Consider the following 23,906-nt stretch of genomic DNA (forward strand, 5'->3'; position numbering starts at 1 on the left):
CGAAAAAAAATCCTTTTGAAAGACAATCTCCATACACAGGGTGTTCAAAAATAAATCAACTATAATAAGGATATTGTAGTAGAGATAAGCTGGAGCATTGTTATGCCTTTGAGTGCCAGATCATATAAAGGTGCAATTAAAAAATTAAGTGGTTCTTCAAATCATAGTAGTTACCAAGGTCGTTCGGATAGTGTTAATGTAGTAGCTTTTGATAGAGAAGATGAGGGATGGGGAATTCTATCTAATTACGCAGAAATCCCCATTAAAATGCAAACTCCGTTTGGAGAAAGAACGTTTCCCACGGTCGAGCATTATTTCCAATATCAAAAAGATCCTAAGGATGAAGAATATCTAAAGAAGATTCTTAAGGGAGACGCGCAGAATGCGAGAAATTTAGGGCAAGATAAACAATGGGCAGATTTTAAATTAGCAGACGAGGCGATGAAAAGGGCAATTCAGGCAAAATTAGAAAATCCCTTAGTCCGAAAAGCACTGAAAGAAACAGAAAATGCTTGTCTTATAGAAGATACAGGGAGTAGAAGCCCTCAAAATCAGGATGGTAATTGGGGTTGGCAAACAGGGGGGCAAATCAAGGCTTATTCTAAAACAGGTAATAAGCTTGGAATTTTATTGATGGAAGAGCGCAATCGTATACATCAACAAGAAGGTCATCCCGCCTTAGTCGTTCAAAATCCCAGAGATTTATCTGAGCGAGCTCGTGGTATTATGACCCGAAATCACAGCAAAACGGATCTTATTCATCTCAGTAAGCATTTGCCTGACGCCATGCCAAAACAGGACAGCTTTCCTTCTTCGCGCGTGAAAAATTCGTTGCACCAACTGACTCACAACCCCCCCACCCCTGATTCCAATAAGGAAGTCAGTACAATGATTCGCACGCTGATGACGACCTCTTCTTCAATTCCAGATATTCCAGTGGTTGGGAAGGGGGCAATGAATGGTACATTCAAAATTGCTTTTGATAACCCTCAAGATGCTGCTGTTTTTAGAAGCTTGCTGCAAAAGCAGGGTTTTGAAACTACTTATTTCGGGAATAATGAGCGTTATCCAATGGAGTCTTCTGGGAAAACTTTGAATCATATTGTTCGATTCGAGAATAAAGGTCCAAACACAGAAATTCCTAAAGAAGCTTTGCGGTTTCTCAAACAAAAATTTAACGATGATGATAGAGTTGCCAATATTATCGAAAAAATGGGATTTGACCGACCTAGCGTTCAGCAATCGATACATCCGTAAAATTAATCGATAGGGGCATGATAAGTCTTCCAGAAAAGACTCAGAATCTTTTCTGGCATGAAGCAATAGTTATTGCGTTTTTTGCGCCAGTAAAAGCCCGAAGAGGCCCTGAATAGGTTTGCCTGATTCATCAAGCTTATGCAGTTTTCCCAGGGTTTCTCTGTATTCTAAAATTGCCCAGCCGCAGTCTTGGTAATAATGGTAGAGTTCTTCGGGATCCGCCAAGTAAGTAAAGAATGAAGGTAATTCAAATTGCTCTGAGCGAATAGGGAAGACCAGAAAATGAAATCCTTGCACTGCGGTTGCTTCATGTAATTCGTGCAAAAGTGATGGAATTCGTTCCGCATTTAAAAATTGTAGCGATACGGTTGCAATGACTAAATCATAAGCTTCTTTTTTAAGCTTTAACGGATGATGAAGATCGTGAAGTACGGGAGTAAGGGTGGTTATTTTTTCATCATGAGCTATTTGACGAATTTTCTCTATTGCCGCCTCATTATGATCCATTCCAGTTACCGCATGTCCTTTGAGTGCGAAGAAAAGAGGGTTTCTTCCTGAACCACAGCCTACATCAAGAACATTTAATTTGTTTTGTTGCTGGAGGTAGGTGGTATAAACATAATATAAATCAGTATGTACATTACCTAATTTGTATTTTTTATCAAAATAGCGATGGGCTTTACAATAAAAGTCTAAAGTTGCATTAAAAACCGGGCTGATGGGTATTATTTTGTGCCACGAAGCGGGGGGAATTATGATTTGTGCATTCTTTTTATTCAAGCGATGGCGAGATAATTCGTCTCCATTTCCATCTAAAAAAACAAAATCAATTTCACCGGTATGAACATGTAACTTACCCCAAGTCCCTTCTTTGGTGCTGTGTTTTTCAAGAAAGAATTTAAGCTTCCCATCATGGGTTATTTGTAATTGTTTATAACAAATCAAATCGTCATTAAAAGCAGCCATGCATTCTCCTCGAGACTAGAATAGGTGAGTAGATCCCCAAGTGGAAATTATAGCGTTATTTGCCTAGTGTATTAAAAGGATTAATTAATATTTTCAACGAAAGGGTAGGTTAATTTGAGATGAACGCCTCTTTTATCTTACATCCGGTGGCGCCATTTAGATTGGATTATACTGTTTTTGCTTTACGCAGAAGAACCAAAAATAATGTGGATCTCTGGGATGGGCAACATTACACAAGACTATTAGTCATAGACAATGTACCTGTCAAAGTGGTTATTGAACAAAAAAAAGGGCTCAATGAGCCGGAGCTGTTGCTTTCTCTAGAAAGCGAATGCCACGAGCTACCTTCAAACCGAATCGTTGATGAACTAGAGATGGTCCTGGGTTTAAAACAAAATCTTGATGATTTTTATCAAATCATCAAAAACGACACTCAATTAAATTCCCTTGTTTGCCAATTTAAGGGCCTTAAACCACCACGATTCCCTTCCATTTTTGAAGCACTGGTTAATGCGATTTCCTGCCAGCAAATATCTTTAGATGCAGGGTTACAAATTCAAAATCGATTGACCGAGTTCTTAAGTATAAGCCTACAGGATAAAGAGCAAGTGCTTTATGCATTTCCAAGACCAGAGGCGGTTGCTAGTTGCACTGTTTCTGAACTTAAAAAAATAGGTTATAGCACTCACAAAAGTGAGACATTAATTCAACTCGCAGCGGCAATCGTGGACGATCCTTCAAGTTTTAGTTCCTTGAAGAATAAATCCAATGATGAGATCATTAACTTTTTAGGTCATTTTAAAGGAATAGGGCGTTGGACTGCTGAATATGCTATATTACGCGGTTTGGGACGAATTGATATTTTTCCTGGTGATGATGTGGGCGCACAAAACAATTTATATCAATTGCTCCATCTGGATAAGAAGCCTGATTATAAAAAAATAGCGGAAATTACTGCAAAACTGTACCCCTATGCAGGGCTCGTTTATTTTCATTTGTTATTAAAAAAGTTATATGAAAAAAGAGCTCTAAAATAATGATTCAAGCTCAAAAATCAATTCGATGAAGGACTTTGTTTTGCAATAAATCTTCTATAAAATTATGAGCTTATTTATGAGCAAACAAGAATATTCACATAAGGAATGTGTCCAATGGATAGTCTACCCTCAAATGCTGAGCCTATAGACTCGAATCAAGTCTCCAACGTATTAAAATGGGTTCTTTTAATTACGGCAATCATTTGTTTTATTGTATTAATTTGGGGCACCTATAAAACCTATCAACTTGTTCCTCCCTTACCGCAGCAATTTCAATCTCCTTCGGGACAGATCGTGATGACCGCAGATGATATAGTCGCGGGTAAAGCAGGTTTTCAACGTGCAGACCTTATGGATTATGGAAGTCTTTATGGGATGGGCTCTTATTTTGGCGAGGATTATACGGCAAAATATTTAGTAAGCCTTGGTCGAATTACAGAGGATAAAATAGCACAACAACGTTTTGGCAAACCTTTTATGAGTCTGGACGAAGGGAATCAATATGTGGTGCGCCAAACAATGCAACGAGATTTACAGCAGACGGATCTGAGTGAGCCAACCAGCATGCTGTCGCAGCCAGTTGCTGATGCAATATTACAATTACGAAATCAAATTTCACAAACGCTACTCAATCATGATCCAGAAGCAGGTTGGACTAAAGCGTACAGTTTGAATGAGCAAACGGCCTTACAGACGGCTGATTTTCTTATTTATTCTTCGCTCACTACGATTGCCCATAGACCCGGAAAAAATAGTTCATATACCAATAATTGGCCTTATGAACCTACAATGGGTAATACACCTACATCCAATACTTTCTTCTGGACTTGGGTATCGTTTTGTTTCGTATTCTTAGGATTTGGCGCAGTACTTTATATTTATCATCGCTTTTTAAGTGGGCCTGATGATGCATTCAAAACGCCTGTATTTTGGGGATTTGAGCCGTTGACGCCGAGTCAGCGTAAGGTGGGGCAGTATTTTGTAATTGTTGCACTTGTTTTGCTGATTCAAATCGCTGTGGGCGCAATTATGGCACATTATTATGCAGAGCGTACGGGTTTTTATGGAATAAATATTAATGAATTTTTACCCTTTAATTTCTTGCGTGATGTACACATCCAAACCCCGATTGTTTGGATTGCTCTTTCATGGGTGAGCGCTGCAGTTTTTATGGCCCCGCTTATTAGTAAAAAAGAAGCGAAAAGACAAGGTCTTCTTGTCGACATTCTGTTTTGGGTTACTCTGTTTATTGTTGGTGGCGCCATTGTTGGTAATTACTTGGGAATTATGGGGTATGTGAACGAATCCTGGTTTTGGATAGGTAATCAGGGATTATCTTATCTGCAGCTCGGTCGATTATGGCAAATTGGATTCTGTTTGGGGCTTTTCCTCTGGAGCTTTATCGTGTTCCGTGGGATGTGGCCGACGTGGAGTGGCTTAAAAACCGCAACCGTTGAGTTTTGGACAGGGCGTATTCGTTTAGAGCATCTTTTTTGGGCAAGCACGATAAATATCGCTGTATTATATTGTTTTGGCATGATTCCGTTAACCGGAATTGAAAAGTCGTTCACCATCACTGATTTTTGGCGTTGGTGGGTGGTCCATCTTTGGGTGGAGCAGTCATTTGAATTTTTTGCAGCTTGCGCTACTGCTTATCTTTTAATGGGAACAGGACTAGTTTCCCGTGCTCTAGCAGAACGAACAATGTATTTTGAAACAATTTTAGTATTTTTAGGCGGTATTATTGGCACGGGTCATCATTGGTATTGGACCGGTACTCCTGATCTCTGGGTGCCTTTAGGCACTATGTTTTCATTTATTGAAGTATTGCCTTTGGTTCTTCTTATTATTGATTCCATTGAACATCGTCAATTGATTAAACGAGAGCGTGCATTTACTTATAACCTGGCCTACATCTATATATTGGGAGCTTCTTTTTGGAATTTTGTTGGTGCAGGGGTATTTGGTGGCGGTACGCTCAATGCTCCACTTGTAAATTATTATGAGCATGGCACCTTTCTCACTTTAAATCATGCCCATACCGCATTATTTGGCGCATTTGGTTTATTGGGTCTTGGTTTAATTTATTTTTGCTTACGTTATGCCGCAGGAGATCGCTACCCCTGGAGTGATCGTTTAGGAATTTGGGCCTTTTGGTTATATAACCTGGGTCTTGTTTTATGGATTGTATTGAATTTCTTTCCTATTGGTTGGGCGCAGTTGATGGATGTGTATGAACATGGTTTTGCTCATTCACGAAGCCTTGAATTTTATAATACAACCTTGTTATGGCAATGGTTACGATTACCTGGGGATGTTGTATTTGCTCTAGGTGCATTATTGATGGCCTATGATTTTATCAAAAAGCTGGGCCCATTTTTTCCACGTTGGGCTGGAGCGAAGAGTTTAGAACAACAACCTGTTGAGGATATTTAAGGAGCCATGTAAACCCAAATTGCACTGTTCCTTTCTATTCTGCAGCTTGGGTGAAGCGCAGTGAATGTTTAGGCAACCATCTTGGGTTCTGCTGCGCTTCACCCAGGCTACAAAAAGCGGAGAATACGTCATCCCCAACGCAACGAGGGAACTCCAGAAGATTGTTATGTGTCAAAATCAGGAGATCCTTCGTCGCAAACTCCTTAGGATGACGTGGCCGTGAAAGTGGATTACCATCCCCCCTGATAGGGTCTATGTTTCTTCATTTGGCTTTCATTTTCACCGCGATGATAATGTAATTTCCAAACCGATTGATTGGCTTTTTTATCCCAAAACGGATGATAGTCAATGGCAAAACAGCGTCTTAATTTGCCATTTCCCAGTTCCTTATAAATATTGAAGCCACCTCCACCGCTTTTCTCATACAAAAGAAAAGCTGCTCTGTAATTGCCTTTGCGAAGTAGGGCATAAAGCGCTAAAGAGCTGGTTAAAAAACCAACTGTTCGATTTAATGTTTTTTGACTTTCTGGGGATATGTTTACCTCTGGGGATATTTTTTCGTTTTTATTCATCATTTTTATATTGTGACTAAGTACAAGGGCATTATAGAGCTGGATTTTATATTATTTTCGATGCTCTTGCTCAAAATTTTAAACCACCATAAAATCAATAAGTTAGTTGAAATAGTTCACAGTGCGGATGTTTTGATATACTTTGAATTAATCTAATATTCAATTTTGCCAAAATGTATATTAAATCCAGTCAATTAGTTTTTTCACCATCGGATCTCACTCAGTTTATGGAGAGTCCTTTCGTCTCTTGGATAGAGCATCTTGCCGTGGTGCACCCTAACTTATTACCTCCGCCTGATGAGAAAGATGATTTAATTGATGTATTGCAGCATTTAGGTCATCAACATGAATTAGAGCTCTTGGCCTTTTTTGAAAAACAAGGATTATCTGTTGCGAATTTGCATCAACAGACCAATTCATATGAAGCAACATTAACGGCCATGAATGATGGGGTCGATGTGATCTATCAGGCTCATTTGCAATTGCTTCCCTTTCAAGGTTATGCAGATTTTTTAATAAAAACTGCAGGGAAAAGTCGATTTGGTGAGTACAGTTATGAGGTTTGGGATACCAAACTTGCCCGCTCGGTGAAACCTAGTTTTCTGTTGCAATTATGTTGCTATGCGGAAATGCTCGAAGCCATGCAGAGTTGTCGAACAGAATACATCACCGTCGTTTTAGGAAATAAGGAGCAGAGACGCTTCCGTACTGCCGATTATTTTTATTTTTATCAGAATTTGAAACACCAGTTTTTATTGGCGCAGCAAAATTTTGATCCTACTGCATGTCCTGATCCTGCGGCATCTAAAAGTTGGGGAAGATGGAGCACTTATGCTGAGGAATTATTAGTCAATGCAGATCATCTAATTCAGGTTGCAACCATTACGGCAGGACAAATCAAAAAGCTGTATCAGGCGGATATTAAGACCATGACTGCATTAGCTCATGCAGATTGTTCCTGGGTAAAAGGAATTAAACCGGATCGTTTTGCGCGTTTGCAAGAACAAGCTAAAATCCAAAAAGAAAGTAGTGGCAAGGACATTCCTTTATATAAAATGATCCATCATGTTCCAGGTCACAAGCAAGGCTTGGCGCTTTTACCTTTTGGATCATCCCAAGATGTATTTTTTGATATTGAAGGGTTTCCTCTTGAAGAAGGAGGACTGGAGTATCTTTGGGGGATTGCTTATTTTGATGAGCAAGGTCAACGCCAGTATAAGGATTTTTGGGCTCATAATTCAGAACAAGAGAAAGAAAGTTTTCAAGCGTTTATAAAGTGGGTTTATCAGCGTTGGCAAGAAAATCCGCAAATGCATATATATCATTATGCCAACTATGAAATTTCTGCATGTCGCCGACTCATGGGGCGATATGGTGTGTGCGAAGAGGAGGTGGACCAGCTTTTACGTAATGAAGTATTTGTTGACTTATATAAAATCGTCAAAGCGTCTCTAATTATTGGTGAGCCGCGTTATTCCATTAAAAATATAGAGCATTTATATCGAGCCAAACGGGATACGAAGGTGGGATCTGGGGGGGATTCAGTCGTTGTTTACGAACATTGGCGAGAAAATCCAGATGGAGAAAATTGGCAAACGTCAAAAATATTAAATGATATTCGCGCTTACAATATTGATGATTGTTATTCCACTCAGGAGTTGGTTGATTGGTTAAGAGCGCGACAACAAGAACAAGGTATTAGTTATTTAGGTAAAACGGAACCTGTTGAACTCAAGGTCAAGGAAGAATTGAGTGAGCGTATTCTATTACGCGATCGATTACTGGCTAAGGCAGAAACCTTAAAAGCAGAGGGTAATTTACCCTTAGCCCAAATCAATTTGATTTTAGCATGGTCAATTGAGTTTCATCGACGTGAAGCCAAACCCGTGTTCTGGCGTATGTTTGAACGTCTGGGTCTGACTGGAGAAGAACTACTAGATGACATTGATTGCTTGGCCTATTGCCGACGAACTCCTAAACCACCGTATAAGCCTTCACCAAAATCGCGCAATATGGCTTATGAGTATTTTTTTGATCCAGAACAGGAGTTTAAAGGAGGAGCCCAGCAATATTTTATTTTAGGTCAGGAAACAGCAGAGGGGAAAACAGTTACTGCCAATTATTATGAAAAAGACAGTGATTTAGAACATGGGATTATTGTCTTACAAATGAAAAATAAAGTAGATGATCCCGTTACCTTGATTCCAAATGAATATGTAGATCCTCATTCGATTCCTGATGCAATTGCCAAACAGGCTGCTTTATTTGAACAAGGCTTACTTGAAAATACTGCGATATTGGATTTTCTGAACAAATCTTACCCGCGAATTAAGGATCATCCTGAAGGATTCGCGATAGCCCCAAGTCATCATCCCGAGGAACGATTAGATGAAATTATTCGTGCTGTTTTAAATTTAAATAATAGTTATTTAACACTTCAAGGACCTCCAGGTGCGGGGAAAACCTATACCGGGAAACATTTGATCGCCGAGCTTATTCAGAGAGGAAAAAAAGTAGGCATTTCATCAAATAGCCATAAAGCAATCAATAATTTGTTATTGAGTACCGCCGATTATTGCCACAAAAAAGGAATAAAAGGACACTTTGCTTGTATACGTAATACCGATGGCAAAATTGACGCTTTGGATATTGCTATACTGGAGAATAAAGATATTGTTAATTTCATTCAACCTGGGTGTGTTGTAGGCACTACCGCTTGGGGGTTGAGTAGAGAGGAATTAGCTGGTGCTTTTGATTATCTGTTTATTGATGAAGCTGGACAGGTGAGTGTGGCGAATTTAATTGCCATGAGTCGTTCAACGCACAATATTATATTAATGGGCGACCAAATGCAGTTGGGACAACCTTCCCAAGGAAGTCATCCTGAAGAAAGTGGTTTATCCATATTAGAGTACTTGTTACACACCACCCCAACAATTCCAGATTCTATGGGAGTTTTTCTGGGTACTACCTATAGAATGCATCCTGCAGTAAATCAATTTATCAGTGATGCGATTTATGAAAGCAAACTGGAAACTGCCCCTGAAAATGAACATCAATTAGTCATCGTTCCTCAGGGATATCAGGGGTTGCTGAATAAAGAAGCAGGAATTATCCCTGTACCCGTCACTCATGAGGGAAATACTCAAGCCAGTGATGAAGAGGTCCAGCAGATTGTATTGTTAAGCAAAGAACTGTTAGGCAGAACTTTTAAGGATAAAAATGGCACACAAAAAGTAATCGATTGGGAGGATATCCTTTTTGTGGCCCCATACAATCATCAGGTGAATAAATTAAGGATTGCACTTGGTGAACAGGCTAAAGTAGGAAGCGTCGATAAATTTCAAGGACAAGAAGCGCCAATCGTTTTTTTGAGTATGTGTGCGAGCAATGCAGATGAATCGCCTCGGGGACTTAATTTTCTTTTTGATAAAAACAGAATAAACGTTGCCATCTCTCGAGCCCAGAGTTTGGCGATTGTTGTCTATTCGCCTTCATTGCTTGATGCGATCCCAACGAACGTCGAGCAAATTGCGATGATGAATGTATTTTGTCAATTGGTAAAACATTAATTAACGTTTACGCTCTCTTCACTGAGCGGCTGTATTTAGCCTATCTTTCGCGAAAATATTACTTCGGAAGCTTCGCATACTCTGTATGCTCTGATGGCACTTTGTTAAGAATATTTTTCTATATTTGTTTTCTGTCTACGTACCGCGAACACGTCGCGGAACGTAGGCTCTAGGAATAATAAGCTTAACTTAGTGCCTTTAATGTATGCTACGTTTCCTCAGCATTTTCGTGCAAATCCACAGCTACAAAATTAGATGATCTTAGCAAGCAGTGAGGCCGTAATTAATTGAAGCCCAATGATTTCTAATAAACGCGGCGGGGCTTTAATTTATGAGCAATAATGGCAAGTATACTTACAATAGGCAATATAATTGGAAATAAAATACATTCAATTATTTTCATCAGATATTTTTTTACGCCTGTCGCTAAAGCATAACGTTCACTAAACTTTTTAACGATTGGCCAATTACTAATTAAAAAACCAGTTGGCTCTTTAAATCCGAGGAAAAAATATCCTGTAAAATATCCATAAATATGCAGTATTTTTTTAGGATAAAAAATATAACACGCAGAAGAAGAAGGCTCGAGATATTCAGTATAATGCCAACAATTTCTTGGCATAAATAACATATCACCTTTTTCAAGCGTAACTCGATACCCTTTAGCTTGGTTTGTTCTTGGATATTGTTGACTAATTTCCTCCAAGGGTTGGCTAAAGTCAATCAAGCTATCGCTCACAAAAGGAAGTTTATAGAGCGCATCGCTCTGATCTTGAGTAAATAATAAGAACCTCTTTCTTCCACTTAAACATACATGAAGATTGCTACAATGCTCTCTGTCATAATGCATATAGGTATGAGTGTTCTGGCCACCAAAAAAATAGATTACTTTTAAAGTCTTATTAAAGTATCTTGGTCTTAAAGGAATATGTTGCCAAAGGGGTATATGCTTTTCAATCTCAGCTGACTGTTTTTCAGTAAGAATTTGGCCAAAGATTCGATAGGGCATATTTTGTTTTATTTTAGCTATGATTGTTCCAAAATCAGCAGGTTGATGTGCGACCCGACGATTATTTTCAAAGGTAGCATAAGTTGTATCTGCCTGAATGTGTTTTTCAAAATAATCTAAAGTAAAGTTACCCCTAAAGTTTTTTATTTTTATGAGCAGAGGTTCGGTTGAATTGTATAGAATTTTTTTGATTTTCTCTTCATCGCCATAAGAATAATCTATGGTCTTAACATCCATGATCTTCATTGATTTACCTTTTGAATTAAATAATAAAAATAAAGTTTTTTACCATAGATAAGGTTTTTTTTACGTTCCTTTTTTGCAATACGGCTAAGAGATGACTTTTTAAACAAAAATACCCACCAGGGAAGGAATGCTAATCCCATAGAACCAACGAAATCTGAAAGCTCTGAACTCATTCCCTCTTCATCATCATCGAGCATCGAATGAATATAAGGTAATATTTTTTTCTCATTTACAACCAAGCGATGAAAAATAGCCGATTGAACCATTCGAGTTATATCTACCTTTTGAATTACTTTTAACGTTTTGCTTGTCTTAAGATATTCGTCTAATTTTTGTGCTTGTAATTTATCTTTAATATTAAGATCAGAATAACAAAAAAAACCATTAGGAGATAAAATCCGTTCTACTTCGGAAAAAAACAGCTCAATTTGTGGGTAAAGATGAGAGCTTTCAAGGTTTGTTATAATATCAAAACTGTTATTTGCAAAAGGTAAATACTCAGCATCGGATTGTATGTAATTGATTTTGTTTTCTTGGTAGAAATTATGGTGTGCATGTTTTACTAATTCGTTTGTTAAATCAACACCTAAAGCATATTTTGTTTTTAGTAATTCGGAACTAACTCTTAAACCAATCCCATTACCAGACCCAACTTCAAGCAGTTTTTTATCAAAAAATTGCCTTTGTATTAATGGTCTTATTAGATAAAAGACCAGTAAGGGAGAATAAATATCTTGTATCGTACATATTTTTGAAAAATCAAAGTTCAATGCAGCGTATTCTTTATATACGTGTTTATTCCATAAGCCCCAATTCAAAAAGGATTTATCAAAAATAATATGTGCGAAACTTTTATAGCTCTCTTGAATTTGATTTTTAATTAATTTTACTTCGGAGGAATGAAGCATCGTTCGTCTCAATAAGGAACGAATTTGCTTTAAAGCCTGGCCATACGTTTTAATGTTATTTTCCGAGATTAAATTACGCATTAAATAACCTATCATGGAGCGTTGTATTAATCAAATACAACTCCTTTTCAACTGCGACAAAGAAGTATTCTTGCTCTGTTTTTTTGTTCTATTGAATCTTTTGTGCTATTAAATAAGTATGAGTGTCGAGATGTTCATTTTCAAGGCACTTTATGAATAAATTTTTGAGCTATAACGTTATTGTGTTCAGATGGAATAAAGGTAGTGGGGATATGTTGTAGAAGCATATAAAAGAAACTGATATTCAACAATAAATAGAATTAAGGTGTGTTTATCCTATCGCGCAAAGATTCAGTGTCTTGTTATAAGTCCTTATTATTGCTATTTTTTATTTTTATTTTGTGTACTACCTCTGGTGGTCACCGCCATTAAATTTAATGGCATTGTCTCTGGTGGTATGGGAGTATTTTAAAGTGGTGAAAAAAAACCAGGAACTTAATCTAAAAGACATTCTTAATGAACCTCTTGCAATCATTGGAATGAATTGCCAATTTCCTGGTGTTGATTCGGATATAGAAGATGTTGAGGCATTTTATGCGATGCTGCTCAAAGGGCTTTCGCCTATTAAAGAAATGCCAAAAGATCGTTGGGATGTTGATGAATATTATGATCCTGATCGTGAGAAAGCCGATAAAATAATTGGTCGTAAAGGAGGTTTTCTTAATAATCCTCAATTATTTGATGCGTCTTTTTTTAAAATATCTGCAGTCGAAGCCAAACAAATGGATCCGCAACATCGTCTTTTTTTAGAGGTGGCAATTCGTGCTTTAAATCATGCCAATATTTCACTGGACTCATTAAATAATTCAAATGCAGGGGTATTTTATGGCGCTTCTACTCAGGATTACAGTCAACTCAATTATAAAGACAATATTGAATTTAATGCTTATACCCAGATTGGTGCCGCCAGTAGTGCTGCTGCAGGACGACTTTCGCACTTTCTCAATTTAAAAGGACCCAGCATGGCTGTGGATACAGCCTGTTCTTCTTCATTAGCAGCGCTATATGTTGCTGCAAATTCGTTGCGAATGAATCAATGTTCTATGGCAATTGTTGGTGGAATTCATCTCAGTCTTTGTCCTGAAAGTTTTATAAGTGTTACTAAAGCCAACATGTTATCTGCACAGGATCAGTGCAGCAGTTTTGATATCAATGCAGATGGTTATGTCCGAGGCGAAGGGTGTGGTGTTGTGATTGTAAAACGCTTAAGTGATGCGATTAAAGACCAAGACACAATCCATGCAGTACTCAAAAGTATTGCCATGAATCAGGATGGTGATGATGGGACGATTTTGGTGGCTCCAAATATTAAGTCACAGATTGCAATGCACCATGAAGTGCTGGCACAAGCTCATTTAACTCCCAGTGATATTGATTATATTGAGGCTCATGGAACAGGTACAATTGTTGGTGATTCAGTTGAGTTTAATGCAATCCAACAGATCCATAAAGGTTATCATACTCAAGATAAACCTCTAATTATTGGCGCAGTGAAGAGTAATATAGGCCACAGTATTGCATCATCTGGGGTCGCATCACTGATTAAAGCAATTGGTGCTTTGAAGCATGAAACAATTCCAGCCAATTTACATTATACAAAACCGAACAAAACTATAGATCCTGAAAGTATACCGGCGCTTTTACCGGTACAAGCAATTGCTTTTAAGAAACAAAAAAATAAAAAAAGACATGTACAAATATCTAATTTCGGCTTCAGTGGTACTAATGTAAGTGCCATCATTGAAGAAGCAGACAATGATACCGTACCCTCTGCATCATTAGATGATGGACAAGCAAAATGTTTTGTTGTTTCAGCAAATAGTGAGTATTCATTAAAGCAAATGTTAGAAAGCTATTCGCGATATCTTAGAGAGACCTCGACGAGTTTGCATGATATTTGTTTTACACTCATCAACTGTCGCGATCATTATAAATATCGTTGTGCCATTGTGATTCAAAATAAAGGAACATTGATCCAAAAGATTGAGTCTGGTGATTATGAGTTGCACAAGATTACTGTAAAAAAAGAAATACAAAAAATAACTCCTGATGCACATCAGATTCATGAGGCGTATCTTGCAGGATTTAATATAAAGATTGATCCAAATAATGTTCAATATAATAAAGCTGATTTACCACTTTATTATTTTGATAGAAAACCCTATTGGCATGAGTCTAGGAAGAATGGGCTAAATACTTTATCGCTGCAACCCAAAGAACAACAAGTCGAATCGATCAAAGAGAAGCTTGCCTCTCACATCCAATTTCTTTTAAAAAAAGGACACATTGGAGAACATCAGGATTTCGGTTCTTTAGGGTTCAACCAGGAATCATTAACCGAACTCGAGCAGAGTGTTTATGAACTGTTTTCCTATAAAATGTCCATTCCTGCTTTTCTAACTTTGGATAAGTTGGCCAGACACATACAACAAGTCCAGATGCCAGAACCCGTTTATCGACAGCCTACAGTCAATGTACTCAGTAATGAACCGATTGCTATCATAGGAATGAGTTGCCGTTTTCCCAAGGCAGAAACTATTGATGCGTTCTTATCCCTATTGGATCGTGGCGAAACTGGGATGGCGGATATACCTTTGGAGCGATGGGATAATGAGAAGTTTTATGATCCGGACGTGAATGCTTTAGGTCGACTCTATATTAAACAACTTGGCTTAATTGAAAATATAAAAAATTTTGATGCGGATTTCTTTAATATTAGCCCACGCGAAGCCAAACTCATGTCGCCACAATTACGCGTGTTTCTGGAGACGAGTTACCATGCTTTGGAAGATGCAAACTTATCCCTAGCTACGATTAAAGACAGTAAAACGGGAGTTTTTGTGGGATGTGGTACGAATGAGTATCCACGATTATTAGCAGGCCTTGGTGTAGGTTTAGAAGATCTAAATATTTATTTTGCGACGGGGAATGTTTTAAATGCGATACCTGGCCGAGTGGCTTATGCATTTGATTTTCATGGACCAATACAAGCAATTGATACAGCTTGTTCCTCATCAATGACCGCCATTCATGATGCGTGTTTGAGTTTGCAAAACGGTGATTGTGATATGGCGCTCGCTGGTGGTGTGAATATTTTGCTGGCTCCCGATTCAAATATCACTCTTTCAAAAGCCAGAATGTTATCCCCCGAAAGCCGTTGCAAGACATTCAGTGAGGATGCAGATGGTTATGCGCGTAGTGAGGGATGTGGTGTCATCGTTTTAAAGCGATTAAGTACGGCTCTAAAAGATAATGATAATATTCTTGCGGTAATTAAAGGAACTTCCATAAATAGCGATGGCAAGAGTGGTGGTTTTACTGTCCCTAATGGTATTGCTCAAGAAGAGGTAATTCGCAGTGCTCTTGCCAAATCACAATTATCACCAAAAGATATTGATTACATAGAAGCACACGGTACGGGTACGCCTTTGGCCGACCCAATCGAAGTGAATGCACTGAGCAAAATTTTTAGTGAGTCCCATAGCGCAGAAAATCCACTTTATATCAGCTCGGTAAAAACGAATATAGGTCATTCGGAAAGTGCTTCTGGAGTGGCTGGGGTTATTAAGACGGTTTTAAGTCTACACGCTCATAAGATATTCAAACACCTCAACTTCAAGAAATTAAATCCTGAAATTAAGTTAAAAAATACAGTCATTCCATTAGAAACCATGGATTGGGTTAAGGAAGATGGATTGCGATGTGCCGGTGTGAGCTCGTTTGGATTTAGTGGTGCGAACGCACATATTGTGCTGCAAGAGGCCCCTGTACCAACCATAGAAGTACGCACATTGCCGCAAGAGTCCTTATTAGTCATTTCAGCTAAAAGTAAAACTGCCCTTGAATTGCTTTTAACAAGTTATCAAAAGTATTTAGCTAATACAAAAGATGAATTTGCGGATATATGCTATACCGCTGCAACATGTCGAAGTCATTTCTTATTTCGGGTCGCTATTAAAGCACGTACAGCGAAAGAAGCGGCTGAAATGATTGAAAAAAATGAGTACACGCTCGCTCAGATTAAAAGAGAAAAAAGCAATCCAGCTTCTTTGCTACAACCAAGGTCATTGACGCAATTACAGGCTGATTATCAAGCAGGGCTAATTATTCATTGGGTTGAGTTTTATCAGTCACTCAATACCAAGTTTATAAAAGTTAAACTTCCTTTATACGAATTTGCTCGTGAAGAACATTGGTTTGAAACCAAAGACAAATTAAAAGATGCACCTTTACCTCAAGATTGGTGTTTTCAATTGCAATGGCTGCCTCAACTTTGTACTCGCAATAATCGCAAAATGCAGGGAAATAATTGGCTTTTAATCGGCGCACAAGAACTCGCTCCACGTTTAATTGCTCAGGGATTAGATATTCTGAGGGAGGAGGAAAACCCGCCTTTGGAACAATTGGATGGAATTATTTTTGCGGCAGGTTTAGATGCTCCTTCAACAGCAGATATTGAGTCCAGCATCGACTTTCAAAAAAACACCCTTAAAAAGTTATTAGGGCTTGTTAAAGAGCTCGATGATAAAGCTATTAAATTGCAACTCATTGTGCTTACCACCAATGCAATTGCTGAACTTGCATCAGGAGCGCTGAATCTGAGCGATAGCCCACTGATTGGATTTTGCCGAACTTTGGTATTAGAGCTGCCGCAATTGAATACCATTTTGATTGATACCGAAAAAACCGAAGATGAAAATTATGCGGGACAAATTGTAGATGAAATCAGGCATAATTTTGAAGAATGCTATGAACACATCGTCGCGTATCGTGAAAGCAAACGTTTTATTGCGCGATTGCAAAAAACCAAATTAGTTGATAAGCGAAGATCGCTTTATGGAGAAGGTCGTTATCTAATTACCGGCGGTTGTGGCGGTTTAGGCCTGATCACCGCGCAAGCTTTGCTTTCAGCAGGTGCAAGAGAGGTTATCCTTAGTTCGCGAAATGTGGATAAACCCGCAGTAAAAGAAGCCATTAAAAAAATTCAATACAGTTATACCGGGCGAATTATTCGTCCTGTGAGTTTGGATGTTACAGATAAAGAAAAAGTACGTGATTTGCTTCTTGAATTGAATGCAGATGGATTGTTAAAAGGCATTGTTCACGCAGCCGGTGTGGCAATTAAAGCTCCTTTATTGGCACATAACAATGAGGATATAGATTATTTATTTTCTGCCAAGGTACAAGGCAGTTGGTATTTGCATGAGTTAACTAAAAACCTCGATCTGGATTTCTTTGTTGTCTATTCTTCGATTTCCTCAGTATTTGGCAGCAATAAAGAGTCCGTTTACAGTGGTACTAATAGTTTCGTAGACGCTTTGATTGCGGAACGTCGACGTTTGGGATTGGTCGGAAGCGCCATTGAATGGGGGCCTTGGGGCGAGGTGGGGATGGCTAAAAAACGATCTCAAGACCAAGGGTTGAAACAGTCTTTAATCAGTAATGAACAAGGTCATACGTTCATTAAAATTCTTATTAATGACCTGTTGAGCCATGCAGTTATTATTTCCCCGGATTATCTCAAATTTATGCTTGATTTTGTTCCTAAGCCGGTACCTGGTTTCCACAAATATTTAGCTGATAATCTGCATGTCTCAGAGCAATTTGCAAATAAGAATTTATCCTCATGGCTTAATGATTATTTGGAAATTAACCCAGAGAATCGACTCCAAGTCTGTACCGAGTTGGTGCGTTTTATTTGTAAGGAAATTCTTGAGCTAACTGAGGTGGATGAGCTGGATGAAGATGAGGGATTTTTTGAGCTTGGTTTCGATTCATTGATGATCACCGAGCTGGCTACGAAGCTCAAAGAAAAACTAGCACCAACCCTTAAAGTGACTGCGACAATAGGTTTTGATTATCCATCAATTAATAAATTGGCTCAGCATATAGAGTCGGAATTGGGGAAACATTTAGTTATTAAACAAGCCCCCAAACCCATGGTAGAGAAAGCCTATGATGCAGTTGCAATTATTGGCATGAGTTGTACCTTTCCCAATGCCAGCGATATTGAGGCCTTTGAAACGCTCCTTGAAGAGGGCAAAAGTGGGATGAAGGATATCCCCCTGGAGCGTTGGGATAATCGAAAATATTATGATCCCAATATGGATGCACCAGGGAAGTCTTATGTCAATAAACTAGGGTTAATCGAAAACATTAAATGTTTTGATGCAAACTTCTTTGGCATTAGTCCTCGTGAGGCAAAGTTAATGGAGCCTCAACAACGAATCTTTTTAGAGTGCTCGTACAAGGCCATAGAAAATGCAAATTATTTGCCAGAGTCATTACGGGGTAGTTTAACGGGCGTCTTTGCAGGGGTAGGTCCGAATGAATACTATGCCCAGCTGGAGAAATCAGGCTTTTCTAACGAAGAACTCAGTGTTTACTCGATAACGGGGAATGTATCTAATCTAATTCCAGGACGGGTAGCGTATACTTTTGATTTGAAAGGCCCATCCATCAGTGTGGATACAGCCTGTTCATCATCATTAGTCGCCATTCATTACGCGTGTCAAAGTTTAAAAAACCAAGAAATTGATTATGCGCTTGCGGGTGGTGTCAATGTGCTTTTATTGCCTGAAGCAAATATTACTTTATGCAAAGCCAAAGCGTTAGCCCCTGATGGTCACTGTAAAACTTTTGATGAACATGCAGATGGATATGCGAGAGCAGAGGGTTGTGGTGTCCTGCTACTGAAAAGATTATCTGATGCATTACGTGATAAAGACACCATTTTAGCTGTTATAAAAGCTTCGGCAGTAAATAGTGATGGACGCTCTGCTGGATTGACTGTTCCTAATGGCAAAAGCCAGGAAGAAGTGATGCTAAAAGCATTGAGTCAAACGGATTTATCCAGTGGTGATATCAGTTATATTGAAGCGCATGGAACAGGTACACCCTTGGGCGATCCCATAGAAGTCCATGCAATCAATCAGGTTTATGGAACGGGACACGCTCCCAATAATCCCTTATACCTTGGTACTGTAAAAACCAATATTGGCCATCTTGAAAGTGCTGCTGGTGTAGCGAGTGTTATAAAAACCGTGATTAGTCTGCAAAAGAAGAAAATTTATAAGTTGCTCCATTTTAAAAAATTAAATCCCCATATTCATCTCGGAGATACTCGTCTCGCCTTGCAAAACATAGAATGGGAAACAAACTCAAAACTAAGAAGTGCTGGCGTTAGTGCATTTGGTTTTAGCGGAACAAATGCTCACCTTATCTTACAAGAGTTTCCTAAAACTGCAGAGCAGGAGGCAGTTCAATCCACTAAAGCCCAACTTTTGGTCCTCTCGGCGAGTTCGCAAACCGCTCTAGAACATTTGACTCAAAGTTATCAGCGCTATCTGGCAAAAACATCAGATGATTTTAGCGATATTTGTTTTACAGCATCTACCTGTCGTCCGCATTATACTTATCGATTGGCGTTGGTTGCTCATACCGCTCAAGAGGCCAGTCAATTGTTGAAATTAGGTCAGTTTGCTCTATCTCACGGAAAAAGCATTACTCTTGATTTACAAAATGAGCCTACACTCAAGTCCATTGTGACAAGTTACATGCAAGATAAATCAGTCGACTGGAATCTATATTATAAAAATAGTAGTAATGAATTTAACAAAGTTAATTTACCTCATTATGTATTTGATGCGACTGAATTTTGGGTTGATAAAAAAAACTCGACTCAGTCACCTCCAGATGTCGTGCATCCTCTTTTAGGACAAATGTTGTCGCTGCCTGGAAATGAGTTTTTATTTAGTAACAAGCTGGACTTAGAACATTTAACCTACATCAATCAGAATTTCGTTTTTGATAAAGTTGTTTTTCCGGCAACCGCTTTTATTGAGTCGGGTTTGGCGGCCGCCAAACTTGTATTGCAACGCAATGCTTTTTCTATTGAAAAATTTCATATTGAACGTCCATTATACCCAAAGCAGGCTCAAGAGTTTCAGTTGCAAGTCAAACCGAAAAGCGACGAACAATACAAAATTAATATTTTTGCGAAGCAAGATGATAATTGGCAATTATTTTCTGAAATGGAAATCAATTCGCGGTCGCCGGCGCTTTCTGAATCGGCTGATATAAATGAATTAAAATTATCTTTTGAGCGTCGTTTTGATTTATCGAAAATTTATGAGTATTTTAAAAATCATGCGCTTTTTTATCGAGATGAACTCCAGGTTCTGCAAGAAAGTTACCTACATCATGACCGCATTCTTTCCAAAATAGCACTAACTAAAAGCAGCCAAGGCCTCAACTATTATTATCCGCCTATTTTGCTTGATGGGGTGATGCAAAGTATTTTATTACTCAGAATGAATCAGTTTGAGCATTCCACCTATGTGCCTTATACGTTTGCACGAATGACTACAATACAGGAAGTTCCTCGAAGTGTGTGGACCTGTGTAACCCAAAGAACCTCAGAGCATGATAATGAACTGTGTTTTGATGTTAAATTTTATGATAATTCAGGTTTGCTGATTGGTGATATTGAACAGTTTAAATTAAGAAGAGTGACACAAAGTCATTTTATTCCTTATGAATCCTATCTACAGAATCTGTACCAAACTCGATGGATTCCATTCAAGTTTAATGGACTGACGCAAAAGCAGACTCCCATGTTATTGGTGATATCCAATGAGCCAGAAAAAGCAAAAACGCTATTGGGTGATCTGGATTATCAATTAATATCTAGTCTGGATGAGTTGGGACCTATTGAGAATAAAGATATAGTGTTCTTATACAATCAAAGCCAATTCAATGATTTATTTCATTGTTGTCAAAAAATGTTTAGGTCGCGGCCTCATAGCTTCATACTTGTTACAGAAAATGCATATGCGATTCATGAAACAGATAAGGTTAATCCTTACCATACTATGGCATGTGCTTTTTGGAAAACCTTTAGTAATGAACTGGAACTTGTTAACAATTATTCAATCGACTTGGATACCAAGAGTACCTTGTCAGAGCTATTAAAGTATTTATTGGCTACCAACAGCCTTGAAAATCAGTTTGCAATCCGCGACGCATTCTATATTCCCCGACTAAAGAAAGCATCGGTTTCTGCAAATCTTGTGCAACAAGAGCTATTTAAGAGTGATGCAACCTATCTGATCACAGGTGGGACCGGGGGGGTGGCACCAACATTAATTGAATACCTTATTCGTAGAGGGGCGCATCACATTGTCATCACCAGTAGATCTGAATGTTCTGAGGATACCAAAACGTTTATCGAACGGGCCCGCCAAAAACAAGTATTTATTAAACATCATCAGGCAGATGCGAGTAATTATCAGCAAATGGAACAGATCATTAAAGAGATCGAACAGAGCTCCAAACCACTACAAGGCGTCTTTCATCTCGCGGGCATTGTGCAAGATGGTTTATTGGTTAACTTAAGCGATGATGAGATGCAAAATGTATTAAGTGCAAAAATGGATAGTGCTTTGATTTTGCATCAATTAACCAAAGATATCCCACTGGATCTATTCGTTTTGTTTTCATCCTTAGCTTCAGTATTAGGTGCCAGAGGTCAGGCAAATTATGTGGCAGCGAATGGATTTCTCGATGGATTGGCTTATTTAAGACAACAACAAGGATTGCCCGGAATTTCAATTAACTGGGGACCTTTTCATGCAACGGGAATGACTGCAAACTTAAGCCAGGCAATCCAACAACGTGGCTTTAATTTATTAGATAAGGACATTATCGACGTTCTTGATGTTTTATTAACCGCTCACTTGGCGCAAATTGCTGTATGTCCTATCAACTGGGACATTTATTTTAAATATTCACCAAAACAGGCATGGTTGGTTGAGCTTATGAAGCATACGCATCCAGCCGATCAGCATTTCTTAAACTCTCTTCGTCAACATACTAAGGAAGAGTCTATTGCCATATTGAGTCAAGTTTTACGAGAAATTACTGTGGATGTTTTAGGGTTAGATGATATAGAACAAATTGAAGTGGGCGATGGTTTGTTTTCATTAGGTTTAGACTCGTTAATGGCCATAGAAATTCGCAATCGTATTCATGACAAATTACAAAGTCCTACCCTGAACTTATCCATAGAATACTTTATTAATGAGCCAAGTATTAGCAAGATTGCTAAAAATATTGCGAATGAATTACAAAGTTTATTTAACTTTGATAATAAAGCAGCACCTCATGCCGCTATAAACTTCGTTGGCGAAGAAGTGCCTTTATGTGATTTTCAATACGTTTTTTGGGTCCTTAATAGACAAGGCTATTCTTATAATGTTGGAACGCAATTACAAATTCAAGGCAAGCTGAATAAGGATTATGTTGCTCAAGCATTCGATGCTGTGGTGAAACAAAACAGTACTTTTTGGTTGAACTTCAATACCGAAGTGCCAACCCAAGTGTTAAAGAAAAAAGGAAAATTTGAATTAATCTATAAAGACATCTCCCTAGACAATGAAGAGACAGTACTCGATCAAGAATTCCAAAATAATATGAGATGTGGGATTTTGCTAACACATCAACCGCTGATTAGAGTCTTTCTTTATAAGATAAATAGTGATCTGCATGAACTACACATGATAATCCCTCATATCATAGTTGATGGTCCTTCATGCGATCTGGTATTGAGTCAATTTAAAAAATATTATGAAATGCTCGCACAAGGAAAACCGTTGATTCTGGAGGCAGAAAAGGATTCGTTTCTTAATTTTGTCAAAAAAAATAATCATCTTTATGAGGCGAATTTAAATCATAAAATTAATTTTTGGCAGAATTATAATAAAGGGTTCAAAATGCTGTATCTTGGACCTGAATACTTTATGCCTATAGACAGTCAGAAAAAGTATTTATTCCATTATCCTATTGATTCGCATCAGGCTGAACAATTTATTGAGTGGCATCGAGCTAAAAATATGAATGTTAGCACCGGATTAATTGCTGCATGCCATCTTGTTTTTTATAAGCTAAGCCGGCAAAAGAAAATACCCTTTATCCAGATTCATAGTGGTAGAGAGGGCAGTCAATATAATTGGGTTGTCGGTTTGTTTTCAGAATATAAACGAGTAAATATTGCTGTAGAGGATCAATACACGTTCATTGATTTTATTAAGGCTATTGAGGAGCAACAGTTAAAAACTGCTTCTTTTCAAAAGTGCTCTCATGTGATTAAAAACAGTGAGTTTAAAGATTCGGGATTAACAATGAGCCATTATTTATTTTATAGATGGAATAAACTCTGGTTAACCAAGCAATTTAAGAAAAGTAAACTTCATTCGGGTATTATTGATTTTTACCTTAAATATTTAAGTTGGGCGGAGACAATTAGTTTCAATACCTTACTTAAAAGAAAAGTTAATAAATTATTTAAATTAAATGTCCCCCTGAAAAAACCAGAACGATTAAGAGTTTTAGTGAATATTACCCCTTCGTTTTTTAGTAAAGCAGCTCCAGAATCGAGTAATACATCGATTAAATTTCAATATGCAAACCATTTTGGAAGTGAGGATCGTCCTGTAAGTAATCGATCTTTATGGATTTTGTTTTCCAGGAATCAGGAAGGTGAGTATTTAATTTCGATTAATGGGCCCGTAACCACTCATTGCAAAGAGTTAATTGCCCATGAATTTAATAAGGTGATCGCGAGGGTAATAGAACGAGAGGAATATATCGTGGAAGATTTGGTTCGATAATCTTAACTAACACAAGTCTACTGTTTATGAAAGATTTAAATCTGTGTTAAGGATAAATATAACCACGACAACTTGATTCAATAAAATACCGAATGCCCAATAAATAGACATATTTTGGTTGGTTCTGTATAATTAATATACTTATTGTTTTTT

The 23,906-nt window shown here is 38.1% G+C and carries 9 protein-coding genes; 5 read left to right on the plus strand and 4 right to left on the minus strand.

Annotated elements, in window-relative coordinates; all coding sequences use genetic code 11:
• The first annotated feature begins 102 nt into the window (after positions 1–102).
• Positions 103–1,257 (plus strand): NADAR family protein, encoded by a 1,155-nt coding sequence (locus tag ACWTEW_RS03865; protein WP_454780444.1) that lies wholly within the window; start codon positions 103–105, stop codon positions 1,255–1,257.
• A gap of 69 nt (positions 1,258–1,326) precedes the next feature.
• Here the strand turns inward: ACWTEW_RS03865 and tehB are convergent, their stop codons facing one another.
• The gene (gene tehB, locus ACWTEW_RS03870) at positions 1,327–2,223 is read right to left on the minus strand and encodes an SAM-dependent methyltransferase TehB (RefSeq protein ID WP_454780445.1); all 897 of its coding nucleotides are present in this window, start codon (positions 2,221–2,223) and stop codon (positions 1,327–1,329) included.
• Positions 2,224–2,342: 119 nt separating this feature from the next.
• Here tehB and ACWTEW_RS03875 point away from each other — a divergent pair, with 119 nt between their 5' ends.
• Together ACWTEW_RS03875 and ACWTEW_RS03880 are read left to right on the plus strand one after the other, a co-directional pair.
• The gene (locus ACWTEW_RS03875) at positions 2,343–3,260 is read left to right on the plus strand and encodes a DNA-3-methyladenine glycosylase family protein (protein WP_454780446.1); all 918 of its coding nucleotides are present in this window, start codon (positions 2,343–2,345) and stop codon (positions 3,258–3,260) included.
• Positions 3,261–3,374: 114 nt separating this feature from the next.
• Positions 3,375–5,696, plus strand: a complete 2,322-nt coding sequence (locus tag ACWTEW_RS03880; RefSeq protein ID WP_454780447.1) for a nitric-oxide reductase large subunit — start codon at positions 3,375–3,377, stop codon at positions 5,694–5,696.
• Between the two features lie 230 nt (positions 5,697–5,926).
• Here the strand turns inward: ACWTEW_RS03880 and ACWTEW_RS03885 are convergent, their stop codons facing one another.
• Positions 5,927–6,271 (minus strand): hypothetical protein, encoded by a 345-nt coding sequence (locus ACWTEW_RS03885; protein ID WP_454780448.1) that lies wholly within the window; start codon positions 6,269–6,271, stop codon positions 5,927–5,929.
• Positions 6,272–6,441: 170 nt separating this feature from the next.
• On the opposite strand from ACWTEW_RS03885, the gene ACWTEW_RS03890 reads away from it, so the two are divergent.
• Positions 6,442–9,840, plus strand: a complete 3,399-nt coding sequence (locus tag ACWTEW_RS03890) for a TM0106 family RecB-like putative nuclease (protein ID WP_454780449.1) — start codon at positions 6,442–6,444, stop codon at positions 9,838–9,840.
• Between the two features lie 304 nt (positions 9,841–10,144).
• Here ACWTEW_RS03890 and ACWTEW_RS03895 read toward each other — a convergent pair whose 3' ends face one another.
• Both ACWTEW_RS03895 and ACWTEW_RS03900 read right to left on the minus strand, forming a co-directional pair.
• Positions 10,145–11,095 (minus strand): cupin-like domain-containing protein, encoded by a 951-nt coding sequence (locus tag ACWTEW_RS03895; RefSeq protein WP_454780450.1) that lies wholly within the window; start codon positions 11,093–11,095, stop codon positions 10,145–10,147.
• Positions 11,092–12,084, minus strand: coding sequence for a class I SAM-dependent methyltransferase (locus ACWTEW_RS03900; protein ID WP_454780451.1), 993 nt, complete (start codon positions 12,082–12,084; stop codon positions 11,092–11,094). Before ACWTEW_RS03900 ends, ACWTEW_RS03895 begins: the two co-directional genes overlap by 4 nt.
• 413 nt (positions 12,085–12,497) lie before the next feature.
• Here ACWTEW_RS03900 and ACWTEW_RS03905 point away from each other — a divergent pair, with 413 nt between their 5' ends.
• Positions 12,498–23,753 carry an SDR family NAD(P)-dependent oxidoreductase gene (locus ACWTEW_RS03905; protein ID WP_454780452.1) on the plus strand — a complete coding sequence of 3,752 codons (11,256 nt, stop codon included), beginning with the start codon at positions 12,498–12,500 and terminating at the stop codon, positions 23,751–23,753.
• The last annotated feature ends 153 nt before the right edge of the window (positions 23,754–23,906 follow it).

This window comes from Legionella stuttgartensis, from assembly GCF_977063405.2.